Source organism: Aquitalea sp. FJL05, assembly GCF_003852595.1.
Taxonomy (GTDB): domain Bacteria; phylum Pseudomonadota; class Gammaproteobacteria; order Burkholderiales; family Chromobacteriaceae; genus Aquitalea; species Aquitalea aquatilis.
In genome coordinates, this window is sequence record NZ_QAJS01000016.1 from 186,019 (window position 1) to 204,724 (window position 18,706).

An 18,706-nucleotide genomic window follows, 5' to 3' on the forward strand; every position below is an offset into this window, starting at 1 on the left:
ATGCAGTCCGCCATCTGGCCTGCGCCACTTAGGAGTGGCTGCTGCGTGGTGTGGCAGGCATGTCCTCTTGTCGTGGCACCAGATGCAACCGTTCTGCACGGCTGAGTAGGCTGGCCAGCATCAGCAGCACTAGCAGCAGTCCATAGGCCAGGGTGGAACTGTTCAGCGCCCAGTACAGGCCGAAGCGACTGTAAGCAAAAGATGACACGGAGGAGAACAGCAGGGTTCCCATCGTGCCTATGGTCAGCAAGGCCGAGGTCAGGGTGGGCGGCGAGTTCTTGACTTGCAGGCTGCCATAGCTCATCAGGCCGGAGAACAAGCCTGAATTGCAGAAGCCGAACAGGCCGGCACACAGCAGAATCAGCCCAGGGCTCTGGCTATTGCAGGCGATGCCCAGGCTGATCATGCCACCCAAGGTCGAGAGCAGCAGATAAGTACGCAATTGCACAAAGCGTACGGTGAACTGGTTAATGAACAGGCCAATGGATTTCACCGTCCAGTAGGTGGTGATGTAATACGCTGCGTTCAATTCACCCAGGGCAAACTGCTGCTTGAGCCAACTGGGCAGCCACATGGTGAAAATGGGCTCGGCCAATAAAAAGGCGAACAGCGCACAGCAGAGCAGCCATGCTGCAGCGCCCCAGCGCGGATTTTCTGCGGTGCTTGCTAGCGGTGCGTCCTGCTTGGGCATGCTGGGAAAGGGCTGCCCCAGGCAGAGCAGAATCATCAGCATGGCCAGCATGCCCATGATGGCGTACATGGTCAGCCAGTTGGCGCCCAGGCGGAACAGATAGCCCAGTACCACTGACAGCGTGACGCCAGCCAGGGCGAAGAACAGGTCGGTAAAAATGAGGTTGGCCGAGCGTAGCTTGGGGTCTTCGTTGATACGCACGACCAGATAGCTGCCGATGGCCATCATGATGCCGGCGGTGGCGCCGATCATGGTGACGCCAATGCTGAACATCAGCAGTGTCGGTTGCAGAAAGAGGGCGGCACAGGTGAGCAAGGTGATGATGGAGCCGGCAATGAGCAGTCGGCCCAGCCCAAAACGGCGCATCAGTATGCCACTGAGCAGAATGGGCAGAAACAGCCCCAGATTCATCAGGGTAAAAATCTGGCCGATAAAGCCTGGGTCCTTGCCAAATGCCGTCGACACCGGACCAATGACCAGCCCCAGGGTGGACACCAGGGCACCGGTAAAGAAATAACTGAGCCAGGCCACCATATTCATACGCAAACGCTTGGTGTTTTTTTCCATTGCAGACTCCTTGGCGCAAAAAGTGTCAGGTCGCATCGCCAGCCAGATCGGCACAGAAGGCGTGTAACAGGCGGATGAAGTCGCGTGAAGCCTGCGCCGCGCAACGCAGTGTTTGCTCGTGTGACAGCGGCGTGTCGGACAAGCCTTCTGCATGATTGGTGATGGCGGACACTGCCAGCACCTTCAAACCGCAGTGGCGGGCGGCGATCACTTCAGGCACCACCGACATGCCCACTACATCGCAGCCCAGCAGCTGCATCATGCGGATTTCGGCCGGTGTCTCGAAGTTGGGGCCGGTATACGCGGCAAACACACCTTCGGCCAACGGAATCTCGCAGCGTGCAGCGATTTGTTGCAGCCGTTGGCGCAAATCCTGATCGTAAGCATTGGCCAGACTGAAAAAACGCGGGCCAAAGGCTTCGTCATTACGGCCAACCAAGGGTGATTGCGGCATGAAGTTGATATGGTCGCTCAAGGCGACCAATTGTCCCGGCCCTACCTCGCGTCGCATGGAGCCGGCGGCATTGGTGACCAGCAGCAGTTCACAGCCCAGCAAGCGACAGCAGCGGACGGCGTCGCGCATCACCTCCATGCCCTGTCCCTCATAGAAGTGTCCCCGTCCTTTCAGACAGAGCACTGGCAAGCCATCCAGCCAACCGGCAATCAATTCACCGGCATGTCCGGATACGCTGCTGACGGGAAAACCAGGTAGCTCGGCGTAGGAAAAACACTGGCCATCAGTGATGGCATCTGCCAGCCCACCCAGCCCGGAGCCCAGTATCAGGGCGGCTCTGGGCTGAAAATCCGGACAGCGCTGGCGTATCAGTCGGGCGCTGACAGCAGGCTTGGCGTGGAGGTCGGAGTCGGTCATGGCAATGTCCTGTTTTGGGGTGTGGGTCCATGCTGTCCGAGCCACCCGACAGGGTCCAATACTGTTGGACATTGCGATTGATAGCGGCTGTGTATAAATGGTGCTCTGTCTCTGCGGGGGAGTCGTCTGATGACATCTGTTCAGCGCGTGGCCCAGTTGGGTCTGTTGCATTGCCGCCTGCTGCATTATTTCCTGGCTGTTGCCGAGGAATTGAGCTTTAGCAAGGCGGCGCAACGGCTGCATATGTCACAGCCACCGCTCAGTCTGCATATCAAGGAACTGGAAGATCGCCTGGGCATCCGCCTGCTGCAACGCTCCACTCGCTCTGTGCAACTGACGGCGGCCGGCCATGAGCTACTGGCCGAAGTGCGAGCCATGGAAGGGCAGTTGCTGTCGACTGTGCAGCAGATTCAGCAAATGGGCAGAGGGCAGGCCGGGCAGCTGCAACTGGGGGTGGTCGGCACCGCACTATGGGGTGGGCTGCTGGATGCGCTGTCGCGTTATGCCGCTGTGTGTCCGGCAGTGACGTGGGGCATGCTGGAGCTGGCACCCGCCGCGCAGCAACTGGCACTGCAGCAGCAACGCATCGATCTGGCCTTCTGGCGCGAAGCACCCGCCCATCCCTTGCCGGGTTTGCATTACACCTTGTTTGAACATGAAAACATCGTGCTGGCGGTGCCGGATAAGCATGCGCTGGCGGCCCGGCAGGCTGTCGAATGGGCAGAACTGGCCGCCGAGGATTTTGTCTTGCTGACACAGGTGGATGGTGGCCTGGGACGCTATCTCTATGCAGCCTGTTGTCGTCATGGTTTTGTGCCGCGTTTACGGCTGCAATTGGCCGAACCACAGTCGATACTGGCCGTGGTGGCACAGGCTTATGGTGTCAGCCTGTTACCTGCGTGTTATGCCCGTATTGCTTGGCCGGGCGTCTGCTTTGTTGAGCTGGCCAGCCCCTTGTCTGCTGATCTGTATGCCGTTTACCGCAGGGACAAGCTGTCGCCGGTGGCTCAGGCTTTTTTGCAGTGGCGGCAAGGTGAAATGAATGGTGACAGTCATGTCACTGCTTGATCATTGGTGGTGACAGCTGCCGTGCGAAATCCTTGACAACTGTCACTGATAAAGCCGGATACGCTGGGCTAGAATGGATGACAGTTTCCAGGCGCGCGGTGATCCCGCAGCTGCTCGAACCCCGGCGCCCCACGATTGGCCTATAAGGACATCCCTGCCATGAACCATACCTATCTTGCCCACCTTGAAGCGACACTGGCACAAATCCGCGCCGATGGTTTTGAAAAGCCGGAACGGGTGATTGCCACGCCGCAGCGCTCCGACATCGCCCTGGCTGATGGTGCACACGTGCTCAACTTCTGTGCCAACAACTACCTGGGCCTGGCCGATGATGCCCGCCTGATCGAAGCGGCCAAGCGCGGGCTGGATGACTATGGCTATGGCTGCGCCTCGGTGCGCTTCATCTGTGGCACCCAGCAGGTGCACAAGGATCTGGAGCAGGCCATTTCCGGCTTCCTCGGCACCAACGACACCATTCTGTATTCCAGCTGTTTCGACGCCAACGGCGGGGTATTCGAAACCCTGCTGGGTGAAGAAGACGCGGTGATTTCCGACGAACTGAACCATGCCTCCATCATCGACGGTGTGCGCCTGTGCAAGGCCAAGCGCTTCCGCTACAAAAACAACGACATGGCCGATCTGGAGGCCCAGCTGCTTGCCGCCGAAGCGGCCGGTGCGCGCTTCAAGCTGATCGTGACCGATGGCGTGTTCTCCATGGACGGCATCATTGCCGACCTGAAAACCCTGTGCGAAGTGGCGGGCCGCCATGGCGCGCTGGTGATGGTGGATGACTCGCACGCGGTCGGTTTCATCGGCGAAAACGGTGCCGGTACGCCAGAGCTGTGCGGTGTGGCCGACAAGGTGGACATCTACACCGGCACGCTGGGCAAGGCGCTGGGCGGCGCTTCCGGCGGTTATGTATCGGCGCGCCAGCCTATTGTTGACCTGCTGCGCCAGCGTTCGCGCCCCTATCTGTTCTCCAACAGCCTGGCCCCGGCGATTACTGCGGCCAGCCTGGAAGTGTTGAAACTGATCAAGAGTGAAGGCCAGCAGCTGCGCGCCCAGCTCAAGCGCAATGCCGAGCTGTTCCGCAATGAAATGTCCGCTGCCGGCTTCACCCTGGTGCCGGGCCAGCATCCCATCATCCCGGTGATGCTGGGCGATGCCCGTCTGGCCGGTGAAATGGCCGCCCGCCTGTTGCAGGAAGGGGTGTACGTGGTCGGCTTCTCCTTCCCGGTGGTGCCCAAAGGCAAGGCACGCATCCGTACCCAGATGTCCGCCGGCCACACGGTGGAGCAGGTTCAGCGTGCGGTAGCCGCCTTCATCAAGGTGGGCCGCGAGCTGAAAGTGATCGACTGAGCGGCATCCAGACTTCTGCCCGTGGGCCAGGTGGCCGACGGGCGCGCAACTTACAGGCAGGCAAACAGCATGAAAGCATTATCCAAACTCAAGTCAGCACCCGGTTTGTGGATGAACGATGTGGCCCAGCCGGAAATCGGCCATAACGACCTGCTGATCAAGATCAGCAAAACCGCCATCTGCGGCACCGACATCCATATCTGGAACTGGGATGAATGGGCGCAGAAAACCATTCCGGTGCCGATGCATGTAGGCCATGAATACGTTGGTGTGGTCGCCGCCATGGGCTCCGAAGTGCGTGGCTTTGAAATCGGCCAGCGCGTGTCCGGCGAAGGCCACATCACTTGCGGCCACTGCCGCAACTGTCGTGCCGGCCGTCGCCACCTGTGCCGCAACACCGTGGGCGTGGGCGTCAACCGTGAAGGCGCGTTTGCCGAATATCTGGTGATTCCGGCTTTCAATGCCTTCCCGATTCCGGACGACATCTCCGATGATCTGGCCGCCATCTTCGACCCCTTCGGCAATGCGGTGCATACTGCGCTGTCCTTCAATCTGGTGGGTGAAGACGTGCTGATCACCGGTGCCGGCCCCATCGGCATCATGGCGGTGGCCATCGCCAAGCATGTGGGCGCGCGCCATATCGTCATTACCGATGTCAACGACTACCGCCTGGATCTGGCGCGCCAGATGGGTGCCAGCCGCGCGGTGAACGTGGCCCGCGAAGACCTGAAGCAGGTGATGAGCGAGCTGCACATGTGCGAAGGCTTCGACGTGGGGCTGGAAATGTCCGGCAACCCGCAGGCATTCCGCCAGATGCTGGAAACCATGAACCATGGTGGCAAGGTAGCCCTGCTGGGTATTCCGCCGTCCAATACCGCTATCGACTGGAACCAGGTCATCTTCAAGGGCCTGGAAATCAAGGGCATCTATGGTCGGGAAATGTTCGAAACCTGGTACAAGATGGTGGCGCTGATCCAGTCTGGTCTGGACATCCGCCCCATCATCACCCACCACTTCAAGGTGGATGATTTCGAGCAGGGTTTTGCCACCATGCTGTCCGGCCAGAGCGGCAAGGTGATTCTGGACTGGAGCTGATAGCCCACGTCCCTCAGCGCAAGGCTACGGCCAGGACGCAACGCGGCAGCAGATTATTTGTTAGTAGCTCAAAACCCGGCGCAAGCCGGGTTTTGCTTTGGCACTGCCGTTGATGGGGGTCAAGCCTCAGCGGCGCTGGCTGCGGCACACTGGGGCCATGAAAAATTTCGTGGCGTGCTTGTGATGATCGCCGTCATCGGTGCCGGCGTATCCGGCTTGTCCTGTGCCTGGTGGCTGCGTGAGCAGGGTATGGCGGTACGGGTATTCGAAGCGGGTGAGCGGGTGGGTGGCAAGGTGTGCAGCCAGCACACCGGGCTGGCACAGATCGAGGGCGGCCCCAATACCCTGTATGCCGATGCCGCCTTGCTGGACTGGCTGCGGCAACTGGGTCTGACGCCGCTGTTGCCGGCGGCAATCGGTCGCCAGCGCCATGTGCTGTGGCAGGGCCGTTATCACCCGTTGCCGGCGGGTCCGCTGGATTTGTTGTGCGGCGATTTCTTTAGCCGGCAGGCCAAATGGCGATTGCTGGGCGATGTCTGGCGACGTAATGCGCCACCACCCGCCGGCGAAACCGTGGCAGCCTTTTTCCGTCGCTGTCTGGGCGAGGAAGTGCTGGCCAAGGCCGTGGCGCCGTTTATTGGTGGGGTGTTTGCCGGCGATGCCGAAGAATTGCTGATGTGCGAGACCCTGCCGCAACTGGCCCGGCTGGAGGCTGCGGCTGGCTCGATCAGCCGTGGTGTGCTGTCGCAGCTGCTGCGCGGCAAGGTGGCACGCAAGCAGGCAGTCTCGCTGGAAGGGGGCCTGGCCAGCCTGCCGCAGCGGCTGGCGCAGGATGTCGAGGTCAGGCTCAATTGCCCGGTGCAGGCCATTCGGCGTCAGAGTGATGGCTGGTTGCTGGAAACCGCCAGCGGCCCCTGCATGGCGCGGCAGCTGGTGCTGGCCTTGCCGGCAGCGCAGGCGGCCAGCTTGTTGCAAGACTGCGATGCAACGGCGGCGCAGGCCTTGCGGCAGATTGTACATGTGCCGATGACAGTGGTGGCCAGCGTGCTGGATGCCGCCACAGTGCGCCGGCCATTGCATGGCTTTGGCGGGCTGCATGCGCCCGGCGAGCAGGCTTTTGCTGCCGGCCATCTGATGAGCAGCCTGCTGTACCCGCAGCGCTGTGCGCCCGGCCAGCTGCTGATCACCAGCTTTGTCGGGGGCCGCCATTACCAGCAGCAGGCCGCCCTGGCCGATGCGCCCTTGCTGCAGGGTCTGAACCGGGAACTACAGCAGTTGTTTGGCCTGGAATCTGCCCCCTTGCAACAAACCATCATCCGCTGGCCGCAAGCCCTGCCGCAGGGCACGGCAGCCATCGAGCCGGCCCGCAAGGCCATGCAGCGGCTGCAGGGGCAGGGGCTGCATGTCTGTGCCAACTGGCTGGATGGCGTATCGCTGCCGGATTGTCTGGCCAAGGGACGGCGGCTGGCGCGCCAACTGGCGGAACAGGGCGAACGCTAGGGCGGAAACGGCCATTCTTTCGTGCAATGCACAACGCGGCGTGCGTTCTGGCCGTCGCCTTGCTTTTCGCCGGGGGCGCTAGGCGGTAGAATCGTCCTTTGACTTTTCACTAGCTACCCCACGTCTATGCTTACCTTCCAGGAAATCATCCTTACCCTCCAGAATTATTGGAACGAGCAAGGGTGCGTCATCATGCAACCCTTCGACATGGAGGTGGGCGCCGGTACCTCGCATCCGGCCACCTGTCTGCGTGCCATCGGCCCGGAGCCGTGGAATGCAGCCTATGTGCAGCCCTCGCGTCGTCCCAAGGACGGCCGCTACGGTGAAAACCCGAACCGTCTGCAGCATTACTACCAGTTTCAGGTAGCCCTGAAGCCGTCGCCGGCCAATATTCAGGAACTGTACCTGGGTTCGCTCAAGGTGCTGGGCATCGACCCCACCGTGCACGACATCCGTTTTGTGGAAGATGACTGGGAAAACCCGACACTGGGTGCCTGGGGTCTGGGCTGGGAAGTGTGGCTGAACGGCATGGAAGTGACCCAGTTCACTTACTTCCAGCAAGTGGGCGGCCTGGACTGCAAGCCGGTGCTGGGTGAAATCACCTACGGCATCGAGCGTCTGGCCATGTATCTGCAAGGTGTGGAAAACGTCTACGACCTGCTGTGGACCGTCTACCCCAACGGTCAGCGCGTCACCTACGGCGATGTGTACCACCAGAACGAAGTGGAACAGTCCACCTACAACTTCGAACACGCCAATGTGCCCAAGCTGTTCGAACTGTTCAGCTACTACGAATCCGAAGCCAAGCGCCTGCTGGAGATTCCGCTGGCGCTGCCGGCCTACGAAATGGTGCTCAAGGCTGGCCACAGCTTCAACCTGCTGGATGCGCGCGGTGCCATCTCGGTGACTGAACGTGCCACCTATATCGGCCGGGTACGCACCCTGTCGCGTGGCGTGGCGCAAGCCTATTACGCCTCGCGTGAGGCGCTGGGCTTTCCCATGTGTCCCAAGGCCTGATTGCCAATGAAACTCTGGATCAGTCTGTTGCTTGCCCTGGCCGCCGTGCCGGCGCTGGCCGAAACCGCCGATTGGGGCGTCTACCAGCAGGGCTCTGCCCTGGAACTGGCCATGGACCGCAATTCCATCTGGGTGGAGAAAGACGGGCTGGTCCATTTTGTGAATCAGGAACGGTTCAGCGAGCGTCAGTACGACAAGGCCACCGACATCCAGTATTACATTCGGCGCACCACGGGCTATGCCAATTGCGCCAAACAGCAATACGCGCTGATCGGGCTGGAATACGCTGGCAAGAACAATCGCCATCTGTATTCCAGTATGTTCCCGGTGCAGCGCTTTGCCTGGAACTGGCAGCCGGTGTACCAGAACTCGGTGGCCGACACCATGCTGCAAGTCGTGTGCTATCTCGCCAAAACCGCTCCGCACAAGAAATCTGAATAAACCATGAACGCCACCCTGCTTATCGAGTTGCTCACCGAAGAGCTGCCGCCCAAGGCGCTGGAAAAGCTGTCGCTCAGCTTTGCCCAGACCATTTCCGAAGAACTGAAGAAACTGCAATTCGTCGCTGCCGATGTCGAGGCCATTGCCTTCGCTTCGCCGCGCCGTCTGGCGGTGCAGGTGCCGGCCGTGCTGGCCGTGCAGCCCGATCAGAAAATCGTGCGCAAGGGCCCGGCCGTCGCTGCCGGCATGAAAGATGGCCAGCCCACTCCGGCGCTGGCTGGTTTTGCCCGTTCCTGCGGCGTGGAAGTCTCCGCCCTCAGCACCATGAGCGATGGCAAGCAGGACGTGTTTGCCTACGAGAGCACCAAGACTGGCGAAGCGCTGGCCGCCGTGCTCACCGATATCGTGGCGCTGGCGCTGAAAAAATTGCCCATTCCCAAGCTGATGCATTGGGGCGATCTGGACTACCAGTTTGTGCGTCCGGTGCATGGCCTGATCATGCTGTGGGGCGAAACCGTGATCGAAGGTGGCGTGCTGGGTCTGACCAGCCGCAATGCCACCCGTGGTCACCGCTTCCTGTCCTCGGGCGATATCATGGTGGAAAAGGCCGATGACTACGCTCGCGTGCTGTTCGAGCAAGGCAAGGTGCTGGCCAGCTTCAATGCCCGCCGCGAGCTGATCCGCAAGCGCCTGGCTGATGCCGCCGCCGTGCATGGCGCGACCATCGCTGCCGACGAGGCCCTGCTGGACGAAGTGAGCGCGCTGGTGGAATGGCCGGTGGTGCTGGAAGCCGGCTTTGAGGCCGAATTCCTCAAGGTGCCGCAGGAATGCCTGATTCTCACCATGCAGCAGAACCAGAAATACTTCCCGCTGCTGGATGGCAAGGGCAAGCTGATGAACCGCTTCCTGCTGGTCTCCAACCTGGAAACCGCCGACCCCAGCCACATCATCCAGGGTAATGAGCGCGTGCTGCGCGCCCGTCTGTCCGATGCCAAGTTCTTCTTCGAGCAAGACCAGAAAGCCCGGCTGGATACCCGTCTGGCCAAGCTGGCCGAGGTGGTTTACCACAACAAGATCGGCAGCCAGCTGGAGCGGGTAGAGCGCCTGCAGTCCATCGCCGGCCAGATCGCCGCGCAGCTGGGGGCCGAGCAGGCCGTGGCCGAGCGCGCAGCCTTCCTGGCCAAGGCTGACCTGGTCACCGACATGGTGGGTGAATTCCCCGAGCTGCAAGGCGTGATGGGCATGTACTACGCCCAGCACGACGGCGAGAGCGACGTGGTTGCCGCCGCCATCGAAGGCCACTACCACCCGCGCTTTGCCGGTGACAGCCTGCCGCAGGGTGACATCGCCACCGCCGTGGCGCTGGCCGACAAGCTGGAAGCCATTGTCGGTATCTGGGGCATCGGCCTGATCCCCACCGGCGACAAAGACCCGTACGCACTGCGCCGCGCCGCCCTCGGCGTGCTGCGCATGGTGCTGGAAGCCAAGCTGGACCTGAAGGCCCTGCTGGCGCTGGTGGCTGCCGCCTTCCCGGCCGGCAAGCTGTCCGCCACTACCGCAGACGAAGTGTTTGCCTTCATGATGGACCGCCTGAAAAACTATCTGGCAGCAGACTATCAGGGCGACGAAGTCGATGCCGTGCTGGCACTGGCACCTTCGGTCCTGAACGAAGTGCCGGCGGTGCTGGCTGCCGTGGCTGCCTTCAAGGCGCTGCCGGAAGCCACCACCCTGGCCGCCGCCAACAAGCGGGTGAAGAACATCCTGAAGAAAACCGAAGGCGAAGTGGGCGAGGTCAATCCGGCCCTGCTGAGCGAAGCCGCCGAGCAGGCGCTGTACGCCGCCGTGACCGAACTGGCCCCGCAGGTGGATGCCAAGTTTGCCGCGCACGACTTTGCCGGCGCACTGGCGCAGCTGTCCAGCCTGAAGGCACCGGTGGATGCCTTCTTTGATGGCGTGATGGTGATGGCCGATGATCTGGCCGTGCGTGCCAACCGCATTGCCCTGCTGGCCCGTCTGGCTGCCCTGTTCAACCGTGTGGCGGATATCTCGCTGCTGGCAGATTAACCCGGGAGGGGAGGGGAGAGAGGGGAGTCGGGAGTAGGCAACAAGCCGGGCTCCACTACTCACCACTCACCACTCCCCGTCCCCTACTCAGGAAGTGCTCTCTCAACATGAAACTCGTCATCCTGGATCGCGACGGCGTCATCAACGAAGACCGCGATGATTTCGTCAAGAACACCATGGAGTGGGTGCCGCTGCCGCACAGTCTGGAGGCCATCGCCAACCTGACCCAGGCCGGCTGGCATGTGGTGGTGGCTACCAATCAGTCCGGCCTGGCGCGCGGCCTGTTTGATGTGCACGCGCTCAATGCCATGCATGAAAAGATGCACCGGCTGGCAGGGCAGGCTGGTGGGCGCATTGATGCCATCGCTTACTGTCCGCATGGGCCGGATCATGGCTGCGAATGCCGCAAGCCGCTGCCGGGCATGGTGCTGGAGCTGGCCGAGCGCTTCAATGTCAAGCTGCAGGGCCTGCCCTTGATCGGCGACAGCCTGCGCGATCTGGAATCGGTGGCCGCCGTGGGTGGCCAGCCCATTCTGGTGCGTACTGGCAAGGGGCTGAAAACCCTGGAAAAGGGCGGCCTGCCCGAAGGCACGCTGGTGTTCGACGACCTGTTCGACGCCGCCGAGCACTTGATCAATCTGTGAACTGGCTAAGCCCAAGGCTGATATAACCCATGATCTGGATTCGTAATCTGATTTACTGGCTGTTGCTGCTGATCGTCACGCCGCTGTGCTTTCTGGGCCTGTTCATCGCCGCACCGCTGCCACGCCGTACCCGCCATGTGTTTGGCGAGAGCTGGGCCAAGATCATGCTGTGGCTGCTGGTGCATGTGGTCGGGCTGAAATACCGGGTGATCGGGGCGGAAAACATCCCGGACGAACCTTCCATCATCTGTTCCAAGCACCAGTCCGGCTGGGAAACCCTGGCCTTGCAGAAAATCTTTCCTTCACAGATTTATGTCGCCAAGCGCGAACTGCTGTGGCTGCCCTTCTTTGGCTGGGGCCTGGCCTTGATGAACCCTATTGCCATCAACCGTTCCGACCGCTCCCGTGCCAATGACCGCATGTTGCAGCAGGGGCTGGAGCGCAAGAAACACGGCTTCTGGATTACCGTGTTTCCCGAAGGCACCCGCACCAAGCCGGGCGTGGCCGGCAAGTACAAGCATGGCGCGGCGCGCATGGCGCGGCAGCTGGACATGCCGCTGGTGCCGGTGGCCCACAATGCCGGCGAATTCTGGCCGCGCAATGCCTTTCTGAAATATCCGGGTGAGATCACCGTGGTGATCGGCCCGGCCATCCGGCCGCAGGACGGGGTTGGCCCGGAGGCCATGACCCAGCAGGCACAGCAGTGGATCGAGGCGCGCCAGCGCGAGATCGGCGGCGTTGGCCCCTTTGCCCACCCTGATGACAAGCGCCGCCGCCTGGACCATCCTGCCGCTGCCTGAGGGCGCGGTAGAGGTGCACCTGGTACGGCGGGTGCGCAAAAGCATAGGCATCCGCATTGCCGATGGCAGGGTGGAGCTGATTGCCCATCCACGCATCAGCCAGGCCCGTTTGCGCGAGGTGTTGCTGGCGCGGCAGGACTGGATTGCCCGTCATGTGGTGTCGCAGCGGGAACAAAAGCAGCAACTGGCCGATCTGACGGTTTTGTCCTATCTGGGACGCGAGCTGCCCATCCAGCTGGCGGGTGGCCTGCGCCGCACGGCGCGGCTGGAGGGCGATGTGCTGCAGGTGTGCGGTATCGCCGCGGGCGACACGGCCGGCCTGCAGGCTGTGGTGACTGCCTGGCTCAAGCGTCAGGCCCAGTTATGCTTTGCCCAGCGGCTGGGCCGGTTTGCCGCACATTGCCCGCGTCAGCCGGGCAAGCTGGCGCTGTCATCGGCCCGCACCCGCTGGGGCAGCTGTACCGCCCGGGGCGATATCCGCCTCAACTGGCGGCTGATGCAGGCGCCGCTGCCCATCATCGATTATGTGCTGGCCCACGAGCTGGCCCATTTGCTGCACATGAACCATTCTTCCGCCTTCTGGGCGGAAACCGCCCGGCTGTTTCCCGACTGGAAAAATGCCCGACACTGGTTGAAACAACAGGGGAGTAGCCTGTTTCGTTTCGGCTAGTCGCCTGCCCGCTTTTGAGCGCAGGCGGTTTACCCGATACAGGAGTCATACCATGCAATTTCTGCACACCATGCTGCGCGTCGGCAATCTGGAACGTTCGCTGGCCTTTTATCAGGAAGTTCTGGGCATGCGCCTGCTGCGCCGCCAGGATTATCCGGAAGGCCGTTTTACCCTGGCTTTTGTCGGCTACGGCGACGAGGCCGACCATACCGTGCTGGAGCTGACGCACAACTGGGATACCGAAAGTTACGAACTGGGCAATGCCTATGGCCATATCGCCATTGGTGTGGCCGATGCCTATCAGGCTTGTGATGCCGTACGTGCCAAGGGTGGCAAGGTGGTACGCGAGGCTGGTCCGATGAAACATGGCACTACCGTGATCGCTTTCGTGGAGGACCCGGACGGCTATAAGATCGAGTTCATTCAGAAGGGCAGCCTGTAAGCGAGCCCGCGCACCGGCCCGCAGCAAGCGGCGGTGCAACACTGCAGAGGCTGGCAGCCAGACTGCCAGCCTTTTTTCATGCCGGCGTCGCCATCAGGCTGACGCCTTACCAGGAGAATCAATGCGCACCACACTGTGCAAGCTGGCGGCCATGCTCGGCTGTCTGTTCCTGCCTGCGCTGGCACAGGCGGCCGACCTGGACGGAGCAAGCCTGAGCCTGGCCTGGATCATTCCCTTTGCCGGCATCCTGCTGTCCATTGCCCTGTTTCCGATTTTTGCGCCGGCATTCTGGCATCATCATTTCGGCAAGATCACCGCGCTGTGGACGGTGCTGTTCCTGCTGCCGTTTACCTTCAGCTTCGGGGCTGGCAGCACGCTCAGCCTGATCGTGCACGCGCTGATTACCGAATACATCCCCTTCATCATGCTGCTGCTGGCGCTGTATACCGTGTCCGGCGGCATTCTGGTGGGGGGCAGCCTGCATGGCTCGCCCAAGGTCAATACCAGCATCCTGGCCATCGGCACGGCACTGGCCTCCATCATGGGCACCACCGGGGCGGCCATGCTGCTGATCCGGCCCTTGCTCAAGGCCAACGACAACCGCCAGCACCGGGTGCATGTGGTGGTGTTCTTCATCTTCCTGGTGGCCAATGTCGGCGGTGGCCTGACGCCGCTGGGTGACCCGCCGCTGTTTCTGGGCTTTCTCAAAGGGGTGACCTTCGGCTGGACCTTCCAGCACATGCTGCTGCCGGTGGCGCTGCTGGCAGCCTTGCTGCTGCTGGTGTTCTATGTGGTGGACAGCTATTTCTACCGCCGCGAGGACGAGGAATTGAAACCGCATCGCGATCAGCCCCTGCGCTTGTTCGGCAAGGTCAATTTCCTGCTGCTGGCCGGTGTGGTGGGTGCGGTATTGTTGTCCGGTTTCTGGCAGCCCGCTGTGCATTTCGAGCTGGCTGGCGTACACGCCGAATTGCAGAATCTGGTGCGCGACGGCCTGTTGCTGCTACTGACCATCGTCTCCCTGTGGATCACGCCCAAGCAGGTGCGGGCAGGCAATGAATTCAACTGGGGGCCGATTCTGGAAGTGGGCAAGCTGTTTGCCGGCATCTTTGTCACCATCGCGCCGGCCATTGCCATCTTGCGCGCGGGCCCCGCCGGCCAACTGGCTGCACTGGTGCATACGGTATCGGGTGCCGATGGCCAGCCGGTGAATGCCATGTATTTCTGGATGACCGGCCTGCTGTCCAGTTTTCTGGACAATGCGCCAACCTATCTGGTGTTTTTTAATCTGGCCGATGGCGATGCCAGCACGCTGATGGGGCCGTTGGCGCAGACACTGCTGGCCATTTCCATGGGTGCGGTATTCATGGGGGCCAATACCTATATCGGTAATGCACCCAACTTCATGGTGAAGGCCATTGCCGAGCAGCGTGGCGTGGCCATGCCCAGTTTCTTTGCCTATATGCTGTGGTCCATCAGTGTGCTGCTGCCCCTGTTTGCTTTGCTGACCTGGGTGTTCTTCTGATGCAAAAACGGCGCGCCTCCATTCCGGGCGCGCCGCTGCTGTCATGTTGCGTGGGTTTGCTTGCTTACTTGGGCTTGATGGCCGCCTGCTCCGGGCTGGCGCTCATGGCCTCGTCCCATACATGGCGGGGAATATGTGATTGCAGATATTCCAGCGCCTTCTCCAGCAAGTCTTCATGGATGTGGTGGCTGACAAAGGGTTCGATCTCGGCGGTGACATCGCTGCCCAGCGCGATCAGATGCTCGGCCGCCTGAATGCTGTGCTGGTAGGGAATCACCGGATCGGCCTTGCCGTGGAACAGGTGCACCGTGGTTTGTGCCAGTGGTGCTGATGGCAGGCTGGCAAAGCGCCCGCTGAAAGCCAGCACGCGGCCGGCCAGTTCCGGCTTGGCTGCTGCGGCTTCCAGCGCCATGATGGCACCCTGGCTGAAACCCACCAGTGCGGTGGCCGCATGGCCCAGGCCGCTGTCCTGTTGCCAGCGTGTTACCGCAGCGAAAAAGTCGGGCAGGGCTGCGGCTACCCGTTCCAGGCGATTTTCTTCGGTGATGCCCTGTACCGAAAACCATTGAAAACCCTGGCCCAGATCACTGGCGTGGCTGCCGGCCACGCTGACAATCAGCGCCTGCGGAAAGCCCTTGGCCAGATACTGGCCCACTTGCTGCATGCTGTCCGGGCTAGCGCCTACGCCATGAAACAACAGCATCAGTTGCTGTGGCTGGTCGGGGCGCTGGATGACGATATCGTGGGTCATGGTGATTCTCCTGATGGGGCAGCGCTAGCTGCTCACGGTGATTGAGTGCAGTGTGCCGCGGTGTCTGCCGCGTGCGAACAAGTGAATTATGCGGCCAAGGCGGCGTTATAATAGCCCCCTCGCGGTCAACACAGCATTTACTGTCATGCACATTCATATCCTGGGCATTTGCGGCACCTTCATGGGCGGCATTGCTGCCATTGCCAAGCAGGCCGGTCACACCGTTACCGGTTGTGATGCCAACGTCTATCCCCCGATGAGTACCCAGCTGGAGGCCATGGGCATTACCCTGACCCAGGGTTTTGGTGCCGAGCAGCTGGAGCTGGGGGCCGATGTGTATGTGATAGGCAATGTGGTGACCCGTGGCAAAGAATTGATGGAGGCCATCCTCAATCGCGGCCTGCCCTATATTTCCGGGCCGCAGTGGCTGGCCGAGAATGTATTGCAGGACAAGTGGGTGCTGGCAGTGGCTGGCACCCATGGCAAGACCACCACCAGCTCCATGCTGGCGTGGATTCTGGAAGACGCCGGCCTGGCGCCGGGTTTCCTGATTGGCGGCATTCCGCAGAACTTTGGCGTATCTGCCCGCCTGCCTGGCCGGCCGGTGCAGGACGCCGCCAGCATCAGTCCCTTCTTCGTGATCGAGGCCGATGAATACGACACGGCATTCTTCGACAAGCGTTCCAAGTTCGTCCATTACCGCCCGCGTACCGCCATCCTGAACAATCTGGAATACGACCACGCCGATATTTTCCCTGATCTGGCGGCCATCGAAACCCAGTTCCACCACCTGGTGCGCACCATTCCGGCGCAGGGGCTGATTGTCAGCAATGGCCGCGAAGCGAGCCTCACGCGGGTGCTGGAGCGTGGCTGCTGGACCCCGGTAGAGCCGTTTGGCGTCGCCAGTGGCTGGCAGGCTGGCGAACCGGATGCGGCCGGTCATTTCGATGTGCTGCTGAATGGCCAGTCGCAAGGTCGGGTGGAGTGGGCGCTGATGGGCGAGCACAACCGGCTCAATGCCGTGGCTGCCATTGCCGCCGCTCGCCATGCCGGCGTGGCGGTGCGTGATGCCATCGCTGCCCTGGCACGCTTTGACAACGTAAAACGCCGCATGGAAGTGCGCGGCAAGGTAGCAGGCGTCACCGTGTATGACGACTTTGCCCACCATCCCACCGCCATCGCCACCACGCTGGAGGGCTTGCGCCGCCATGTGGGCAGCGCGCGCATTCTGGCGGTACTGGAACCACGTTCCAACACCATGAAGCTGGGCACGATGAAAGACGCCTTGCCCGGCTCGCTGGCACTGGCTGATCGGGTGTTCTGCTCGGCGGCCGGCCTGAACTGGAGCCCGGCCGAGGCGCTACAGGGCATGGGCGACAAGGCCGTTACTTTCGATCAAATGGATGCGCTGATTGCTGCCATCCTGCAGGAAGCCCGCGCGGGTGACCATATTCTGGTGATGAGCAATGGCGGTTTCGGTGGCATCCATCAGAAACTGCTGGATGGGTTGGCTGCTGCTCAGGCAAACTGAAAGTCCGTTCACTCAGGAAAGTCCGCCATGCCACAGTCCCTACACTGGTTGACCTTTGCCCTGCTGGCGCTGGGCATGGTGCTGACACCAGGCCCTAATATGGCCTATCTGTTGTCGCGCTCCATCTGTCAGGGGCGGCGCGCCGGCCTGATTTCGCTGGCGGGTGTCGCTGCGGGTTTTCTCTGCTACATGCTGTGCGCCGCTTTGGGCATCAGCGCGCTGTTGCTGGCTGTACCGCTGGCTTACGATGCGCTGCGGCTGGCCGGGGCGGGCTATCTCATGTACCTGGCCTGGCAGGCGCTCAGGCCGGGTGGCCGCTCGCCTTTCGAAGTACGCCAGCTGGCTGCAGACAGCCCGCGCAAGCTGTTTGCCATGGGCATGCTGACCAATCTGCTGAACCCCAAGGTAGCGGTGATGTATCTGTCGCTGCTGCCGCAGTTCATCGATACTGCTCAGGGTAGCGTGCTGGGGCAGTCGCTGTGGCTGGGCTTTACCCAGATTGCCATCAGCCTGCTGGTCAATGCGGTGCTGGTGTTGCTGGCCGGCAGCATGGCGCGCTTTCTTGGCGGCCGTCCGCTGTTTTTGCGCTTGCAGCGCTGGCTGATGGGCGGCGTGCTGGCGGTGATGGCCGTGCATCTGGCTCGCCAGGGCCGTAGCTGAGCCTGTTCAGGCCTGGCGGTGGATCTGGTTGGCTCCGGCGATCCGCGCCAGGCTCAGTGCGCCCTGCAAGCGATCCAGCATGGCATTGGGTGAGTTTTCTTCCAGCCGCAGCGCACTGATGCCGATGCAGGCCTGGGCCTTTTCTTCCTGTCCCAGATGAATATAGGTGAGCTGCCCCAGCGAGTGCAGCAGCCGGCGGCCCAGTTCGTGGGCGCCTTCCAGACTGGTATTGGGCATCAGTACCAGAAAAACATCATCTTCCTGGCGTGCCACCAGATCGCTGTCGCGCGTGCTCTGCACGCACAGGCTGCCGGCCAGCCGTAGCAGATGGCGTCTGGCCGAGCCATTGTCCTGCTGCGGAATCAGCTGCGGGATATTGATCAGCTGCACGGCCATACCTGACAGGTCGCCGCCATAGCGGCGGATGCGCCCGGTTTCGGCATGCGCTCCGCTAAGCAGTTGCGGCATGCCCACCACGCCGGTGAGCTGGTCGTCATCGTGGCTGGTTTGCTGTTCGTGCTTCATGCTTTTCACCAGATTGAGCGAGCGTTCCACCAGTTGGTGTTCGAAATTGAGCAATTGGCTCATCAGCTGACTTTCGGTACGGTCACTGAAGCTGATCACCAGCGTGGAGCTGTCATCCAGCATCACTTCACGCAGCGATAGCTGCACCTCGAAATGCCGGCCGGTGGCGGTTTTCATTTGCAGTCGCCGGTTATAGACCATGCTGTTGCTGGCCAGCAGGGACTTGAGCTCGGCGGCATCGGCCGGGTGTTGCAGATACTGGACGAAATCGCGGCCCAGTAACTCGTCATGCGGGGTGGCCAGCAGGATGGCCGCCAGCTGATTGGCGCTGATGATGCGGCCGCTGGCAGGCTGTGCCAACAGCAGGGCACCTTGCACGGTGTCGATCAGCGACTGGAAAGAGGGGAAGCTGGCCATGGGGCATACCTGGGCTGAAAGGCAGTTGAATGCCTGATGTTTTCAGTCTAAGCCAGCGGGCGGAGGAT

The 18,706-nt window shown here is 61.6% G+C and carries 18 protein-coding genes; 14 read left to right on the forward strand and 4 right to left on the reverse strand.

The genetic code is table 11. From position 1 onward, the window contains the following. Positions 1-28: 28 nt before the first annotated feature. Positions 29-1,258, reverse strand: coding sequence for an MFS transporter TsgA (gene tsgA, locus DBR44_RS14735; RefSeq protein WP_124644777.1), 1,230 nt, complete (start codon positions 1,256-1,258; stop codon positions 29-31). Between the two features lie 25 nt (positions 1,259-1,283). Beyond that, on the reverse strand, positions 1,284-2,129 hold the full coding sequence (gene xapA / locus DBR44_RS14740) for a xanthosine phosphorylase (protein ID WP_124644778.1): 846 nt from the start codon (positions 2,127-2,129) through the stop codon (positions 1,284-1,286). Between the two features lie 129 nt (positions 2,130-2,258). On the opposite strand from xapA, the gene DBR44_RS14745 reads away from it, so the two are divergent. From DBR44_RS14745 to DBR44_RS14800, 12 genes are all read left to right on the forward strand, one after another. After that, complete coding sequence (locus DBR44_RS14745) at positions 2,259-3,197, forward strand: LysR family transcriptional regulator (protein ID WP_124644779.1); 939 nt, start codon at positions 2,259-2,261, stop codon at positions 3,195-3,197. 159 nt (positions 3,198-3,356) lie between these two features. Continuing rightward, the gene (locus tag DBR44_RS14750; protein WP_124644780.1) at positions 3,357-4,556 is read left to right on the forward strand and encodes a glycine C-acetyltransferase; all 1,200 of its coding nucleotides are present in this window, start codon (positions 3,357-3,359) and stop codon (positions 4,554-4,556) included. 69 nt (positions 4,557-4,625) lie between these two features. After that, complete coding sequence (gene tdh / locus DBR44_RS14755) at positions 4,626-5,651, forward strand: L-threonine 3-dehydrogenase (RefSeq protein WP_103523333.1); 1,026 nt, start codon at positions 4,626-4,628, stop codon at positions 5,649-5,651. Between the two features lie 183 nt (positions 5,652-5,834). Further along, entirely contained in the window at positions 5,835-7,151 is a 1,317-nt protein-coding gene (hemG, locus tag DBR44_RS14760; protein ID WP_124644781.1) for a protoporphyrinogen oxidase, read from the forward strand. A 126-nt stretch (positions 7,152-7,277) separates the two neighbouring features. After that, positions 7,278-8,168 carry a glycine--tRNA ligase subunit alpha gene (gene glyQ, locus DBR44_RS14765; RefSeq protein ID WP_124644782.1) on the forward strand — a complete coding sequence of 297 codons (891 nt, stop codon included), beginning with the start codon at positions 7,278-7,280 and terminating at the stop codon, positions 8,166-8,168. Positions 8,169-8,174: 6 nt separating this feature from the next. Continuing rightward, complete coding sequence (locus DBR44_RS14770) at positions 8,175-8,609, forward strand: surface-adhesin E family protein (RefSeq protein ID WP_124644783.1); 435 nt, start codon at positions 8,175-8,177, stop codon at positions 8,607-8,609. A 3-nt stretch (positions 8,610-8,612) separates the two neighbouring features. Then, positions 8,613-10,673, forward strand: a complete 2,061-nt coding sequence (gene glyS, locus DBR44_RS14775) for a glycine--tRNA ligase subunit beta (RefSeq protein WP_124644784.1) — start codon at positions 8,613-8,615, stop codon at positions 10,671-10,673. A gap of 107 nt (positions 10,674-10,780) precedes the next feature. Further along, positions 10,781-11,317, forward strand: a complete 537-nt coding sequence (gene gmhB / locus DBR44_RS14780; RefSeq protein WP_124644785.1) for a D-glycero-beta-D-manno-heptose 1,7-bisphosphate 7-phosphatase — start codon at positions 10,781-10,783, stop codon at positions 11,315-11,317. 29 nt (positions 11,318-11,346) lie between these two features. Next, on the forward strand, positions 11,347-12,117 hold the full coding sequence (locus DBR44_RS14785; protein WP_124644786.1) for a 1-acyl-sn-glycerol-3-phosphate acyltransferase: 771 nt from the start codon (positions 11,347-11,349) through the stop codon (positions 12,115-12,117). Then, on the forward strand, positions 12,077-12,787 hold the full coding sequence (locus DBR44_RS14790; protein ID WP_124644787.1) for a M48 family metallopeptidase: 711 nt from the start codon (positions 12,077-12,079) through the stop codon (positions 12,785-12,787). Before DBR44_RS14785 ends, DBR44_RS14790 begins: the two co-directional genes overlap by 41 nt. A 52-nt stretch (positions 12,788-12,839) precedes the next feature. Then, positions 12,840-13,229 (forward strand): lactoylglutathione lyase, encoded by a 390-nt coding sequence (gloA, locus tag DBR44_RS14795; protein WP_124644788.1) that lies wholly within the window; start codon positions 12,840-12,842, stop codon positions 13,227-13,229. Between the two features lie 121 nt (positions 13,230-13,350). Beyond that, positions 13,351-14,754 carry a sodium:proton antiporter gene (locus DBR44_RS14800; protein ID WP_233578586.1) on the forward strand — a complete coding sequence of 468 codons (1,404 nt, stop codon included), beginning with the start codon at positions 13,351-13,353 and terminating at the stop codon, positions 14,752-14,754. Positions 14,755-14,818: 64 nt separating this feature from the next. On the opposite strand, the gene ypfH is transcribed toward DBR44_RS14800, so the two are convergent. Then, positions 14,819-15,505 (reverse strand): esterase, encoded by a 687-nt coding sequence (ypfH, locus tag DBR44_RS14805; protein ID WP_124644789.1) that lies wholly within the window; start codon positions 15,503-15,505, stop codon positions 14,819-14,821. A gap of 145 nt (positions 15,506-15,650) precedes the next feature. On the opposite strand from ypfH, the gene mpl reads away from it, so the two are divergent. Next, a complete protein-coding gene (gene mpl / locus DBR44_RS14810) occupies positions 15,651-17,036 on the forward strand; it encodes a UDP-N-acetylmuramate:L-alanyl-gamma-D-glutamyl-meso-diaminopimelate ligase (protein ID WP_124644790.1) in 1,386 nt (461 codons plus the stop codon). Positions 17,037-17,063: 27 nt separating this feature from the next. Then, on the forward strand, positions 17,064-17,696 hold the full coding sequence (locus DBR44_RS14815; protein ID WP_124644791.1) for a LysE family translocator: 633 nt from the start codon (positions 17,064-17,066) through the stop codon (positions 17,694-17,696). Positions 17,697-17,702: 6 nt separating this feature from the next. Here DBR44_RS14815 and DBR44_RS14820 read toward each other — a convergent pair whose 3' ends face one another. Next, entirely contained in the window at positions 17,703-18,638 is a 936-nt protein-coding gene (locus DBR44_RS14820; RefSeq protein ID WP_124644792.1) for a PAS domain-containing protein, read from the reverse strand. Between the last annotated feature and the right edge of the window lie 68 nt (positions 18,639-18,706).

What these genes read in the sequence shown, in the direction of transcription:
- glyS (WP_124644784.1), top strand. Translation starts at nt 8,613, where the DNA reads ATGAACGCCACCCTGCTTATCGAGTTGCTCACCGAAGAGCTGCCGCCC.
- gmhB (WP_124644785.1), top strand. Translation starts at nt 10,781, where the DNA reads ATGAAACTCGTCATCCTGGATCGCGACGGCGTCATCAACGAAGACCGC.
- tdh (WP_103523333.1), top strand. Translation starts at nt 4,626, where the DNA reads ATGAAAGCATTATCCAAACTCAAGTCAGCACCCGGTTTGTGGATGAAC.
- xapA (WP_124644778.1), bottom strand. Translation starts at nt 2,129, where the DNA reads ATGACCGACTCCGACCTCCACGCCAAGCCTGCTGTCAGCGCCCGACTG.
- gloA (WP_124644788.1), top strand. Translation starts at nt 12,840, where the DNA reads ATGCAATTTCTGCACACCATGCTGCGCGTCGGCAATCTGGAACGTTCG.
- glyQ (WP_124644782.1), top strand. Translation starts at nt 7,278, where the DNA reads ATGCTTACCTTCCAGGAAATCATCCTTACCCTCCAGAATTATTGGAAC.
- DBR44_RS14790 (WP_124644787.1), top strand. Translation starts at nt 12,077, where the DNA reads ATGACAAGCGCCGCCGCCTGGACCATCCTGCCGCTGCCTGAGGGCGCG.
- DBR44_RS14815 (WP_124644791.1), top strand. Translation starts at nt 17,064, where the DNA reads ATGCCACAGTCCCTACACTGGTTGACCTTTGCCCTGCTGGCGCTGGGC.
- DBR44_RS14745 (WP_124644779.1), top strand. Translation starts at nt 2,259, where the DNA reads ATGACATCTGTTCAGCGCGTGGCCCAGTTGGGTCTGTTGCATTGCCGC.
- mpl (WP_124644790.1), top strand. Translation starts at nt 15,651, where the DNA reads ATGCACATTCATATCCTGGGCATTTGCGGCACCTTCATGGGCGGCATT.
- DBR44_RS14785 (WP_124644786.1), top strand. Translation starts at nt 11,347, where the DNA reads ATGATCTGGATTCGTAATCTGATTTACTGGCTGTTGCTGCTGATCGTC.
- DBR44_RS14800 (WP_233578586.1), top strand. Translation starts at nt 13,351, where the DNA reads ATGCGCACCACACTGTGCAAGCTGGCGGCCATGCTCGGCTGTCTGTTC.
- DBR44_RS14820 (WP_124644792.1), bottom strand. Translation starts at nt 18,638, where the DNA reads ATGGCCAGCTTCCCCTCTTTCCAGTCGCTGATCGACACCGTGCAAGGT.
- ypfH (WP_124644789.1), bottom strand. Translation starts at nt 15,505, where the DNA reads ATGACCCACGATATCGTCATCCAGCGCCCCGACCAGCCACAGCAACTG.
- DBR44_RS14750 (WP_124644780.1), top strand. Translation starts at nt 3,357, where the DNA reads ATGAACCATACCTATCTTGCCCACCTTGAAGCGACACTGGCACAAATC.
- DBR44_RS14770 (WP_124644783.1), top strand. Translation starts at nt 8,175, where the DNA reads ATGAAACTCTGGATCAGTCTGTTGCTTGCCCTGGCCGCCGTGCCGGCG.
- hemG (WP_124644781.1), top strand. Translation starts at nt 5,835, where the DNA reads ATGATCGCCGTCATCGGTGCCGGCGTATCCGGCTTGTCCTGTGCCTGG.
- tsgA (WP_124644777.1), bottom strand. Translation starts at nt 1,258, where the DNA reads ATGGAAAAAAACACCAAGCGTTTGCGTATGAATATGGTGGCCTGGCTC.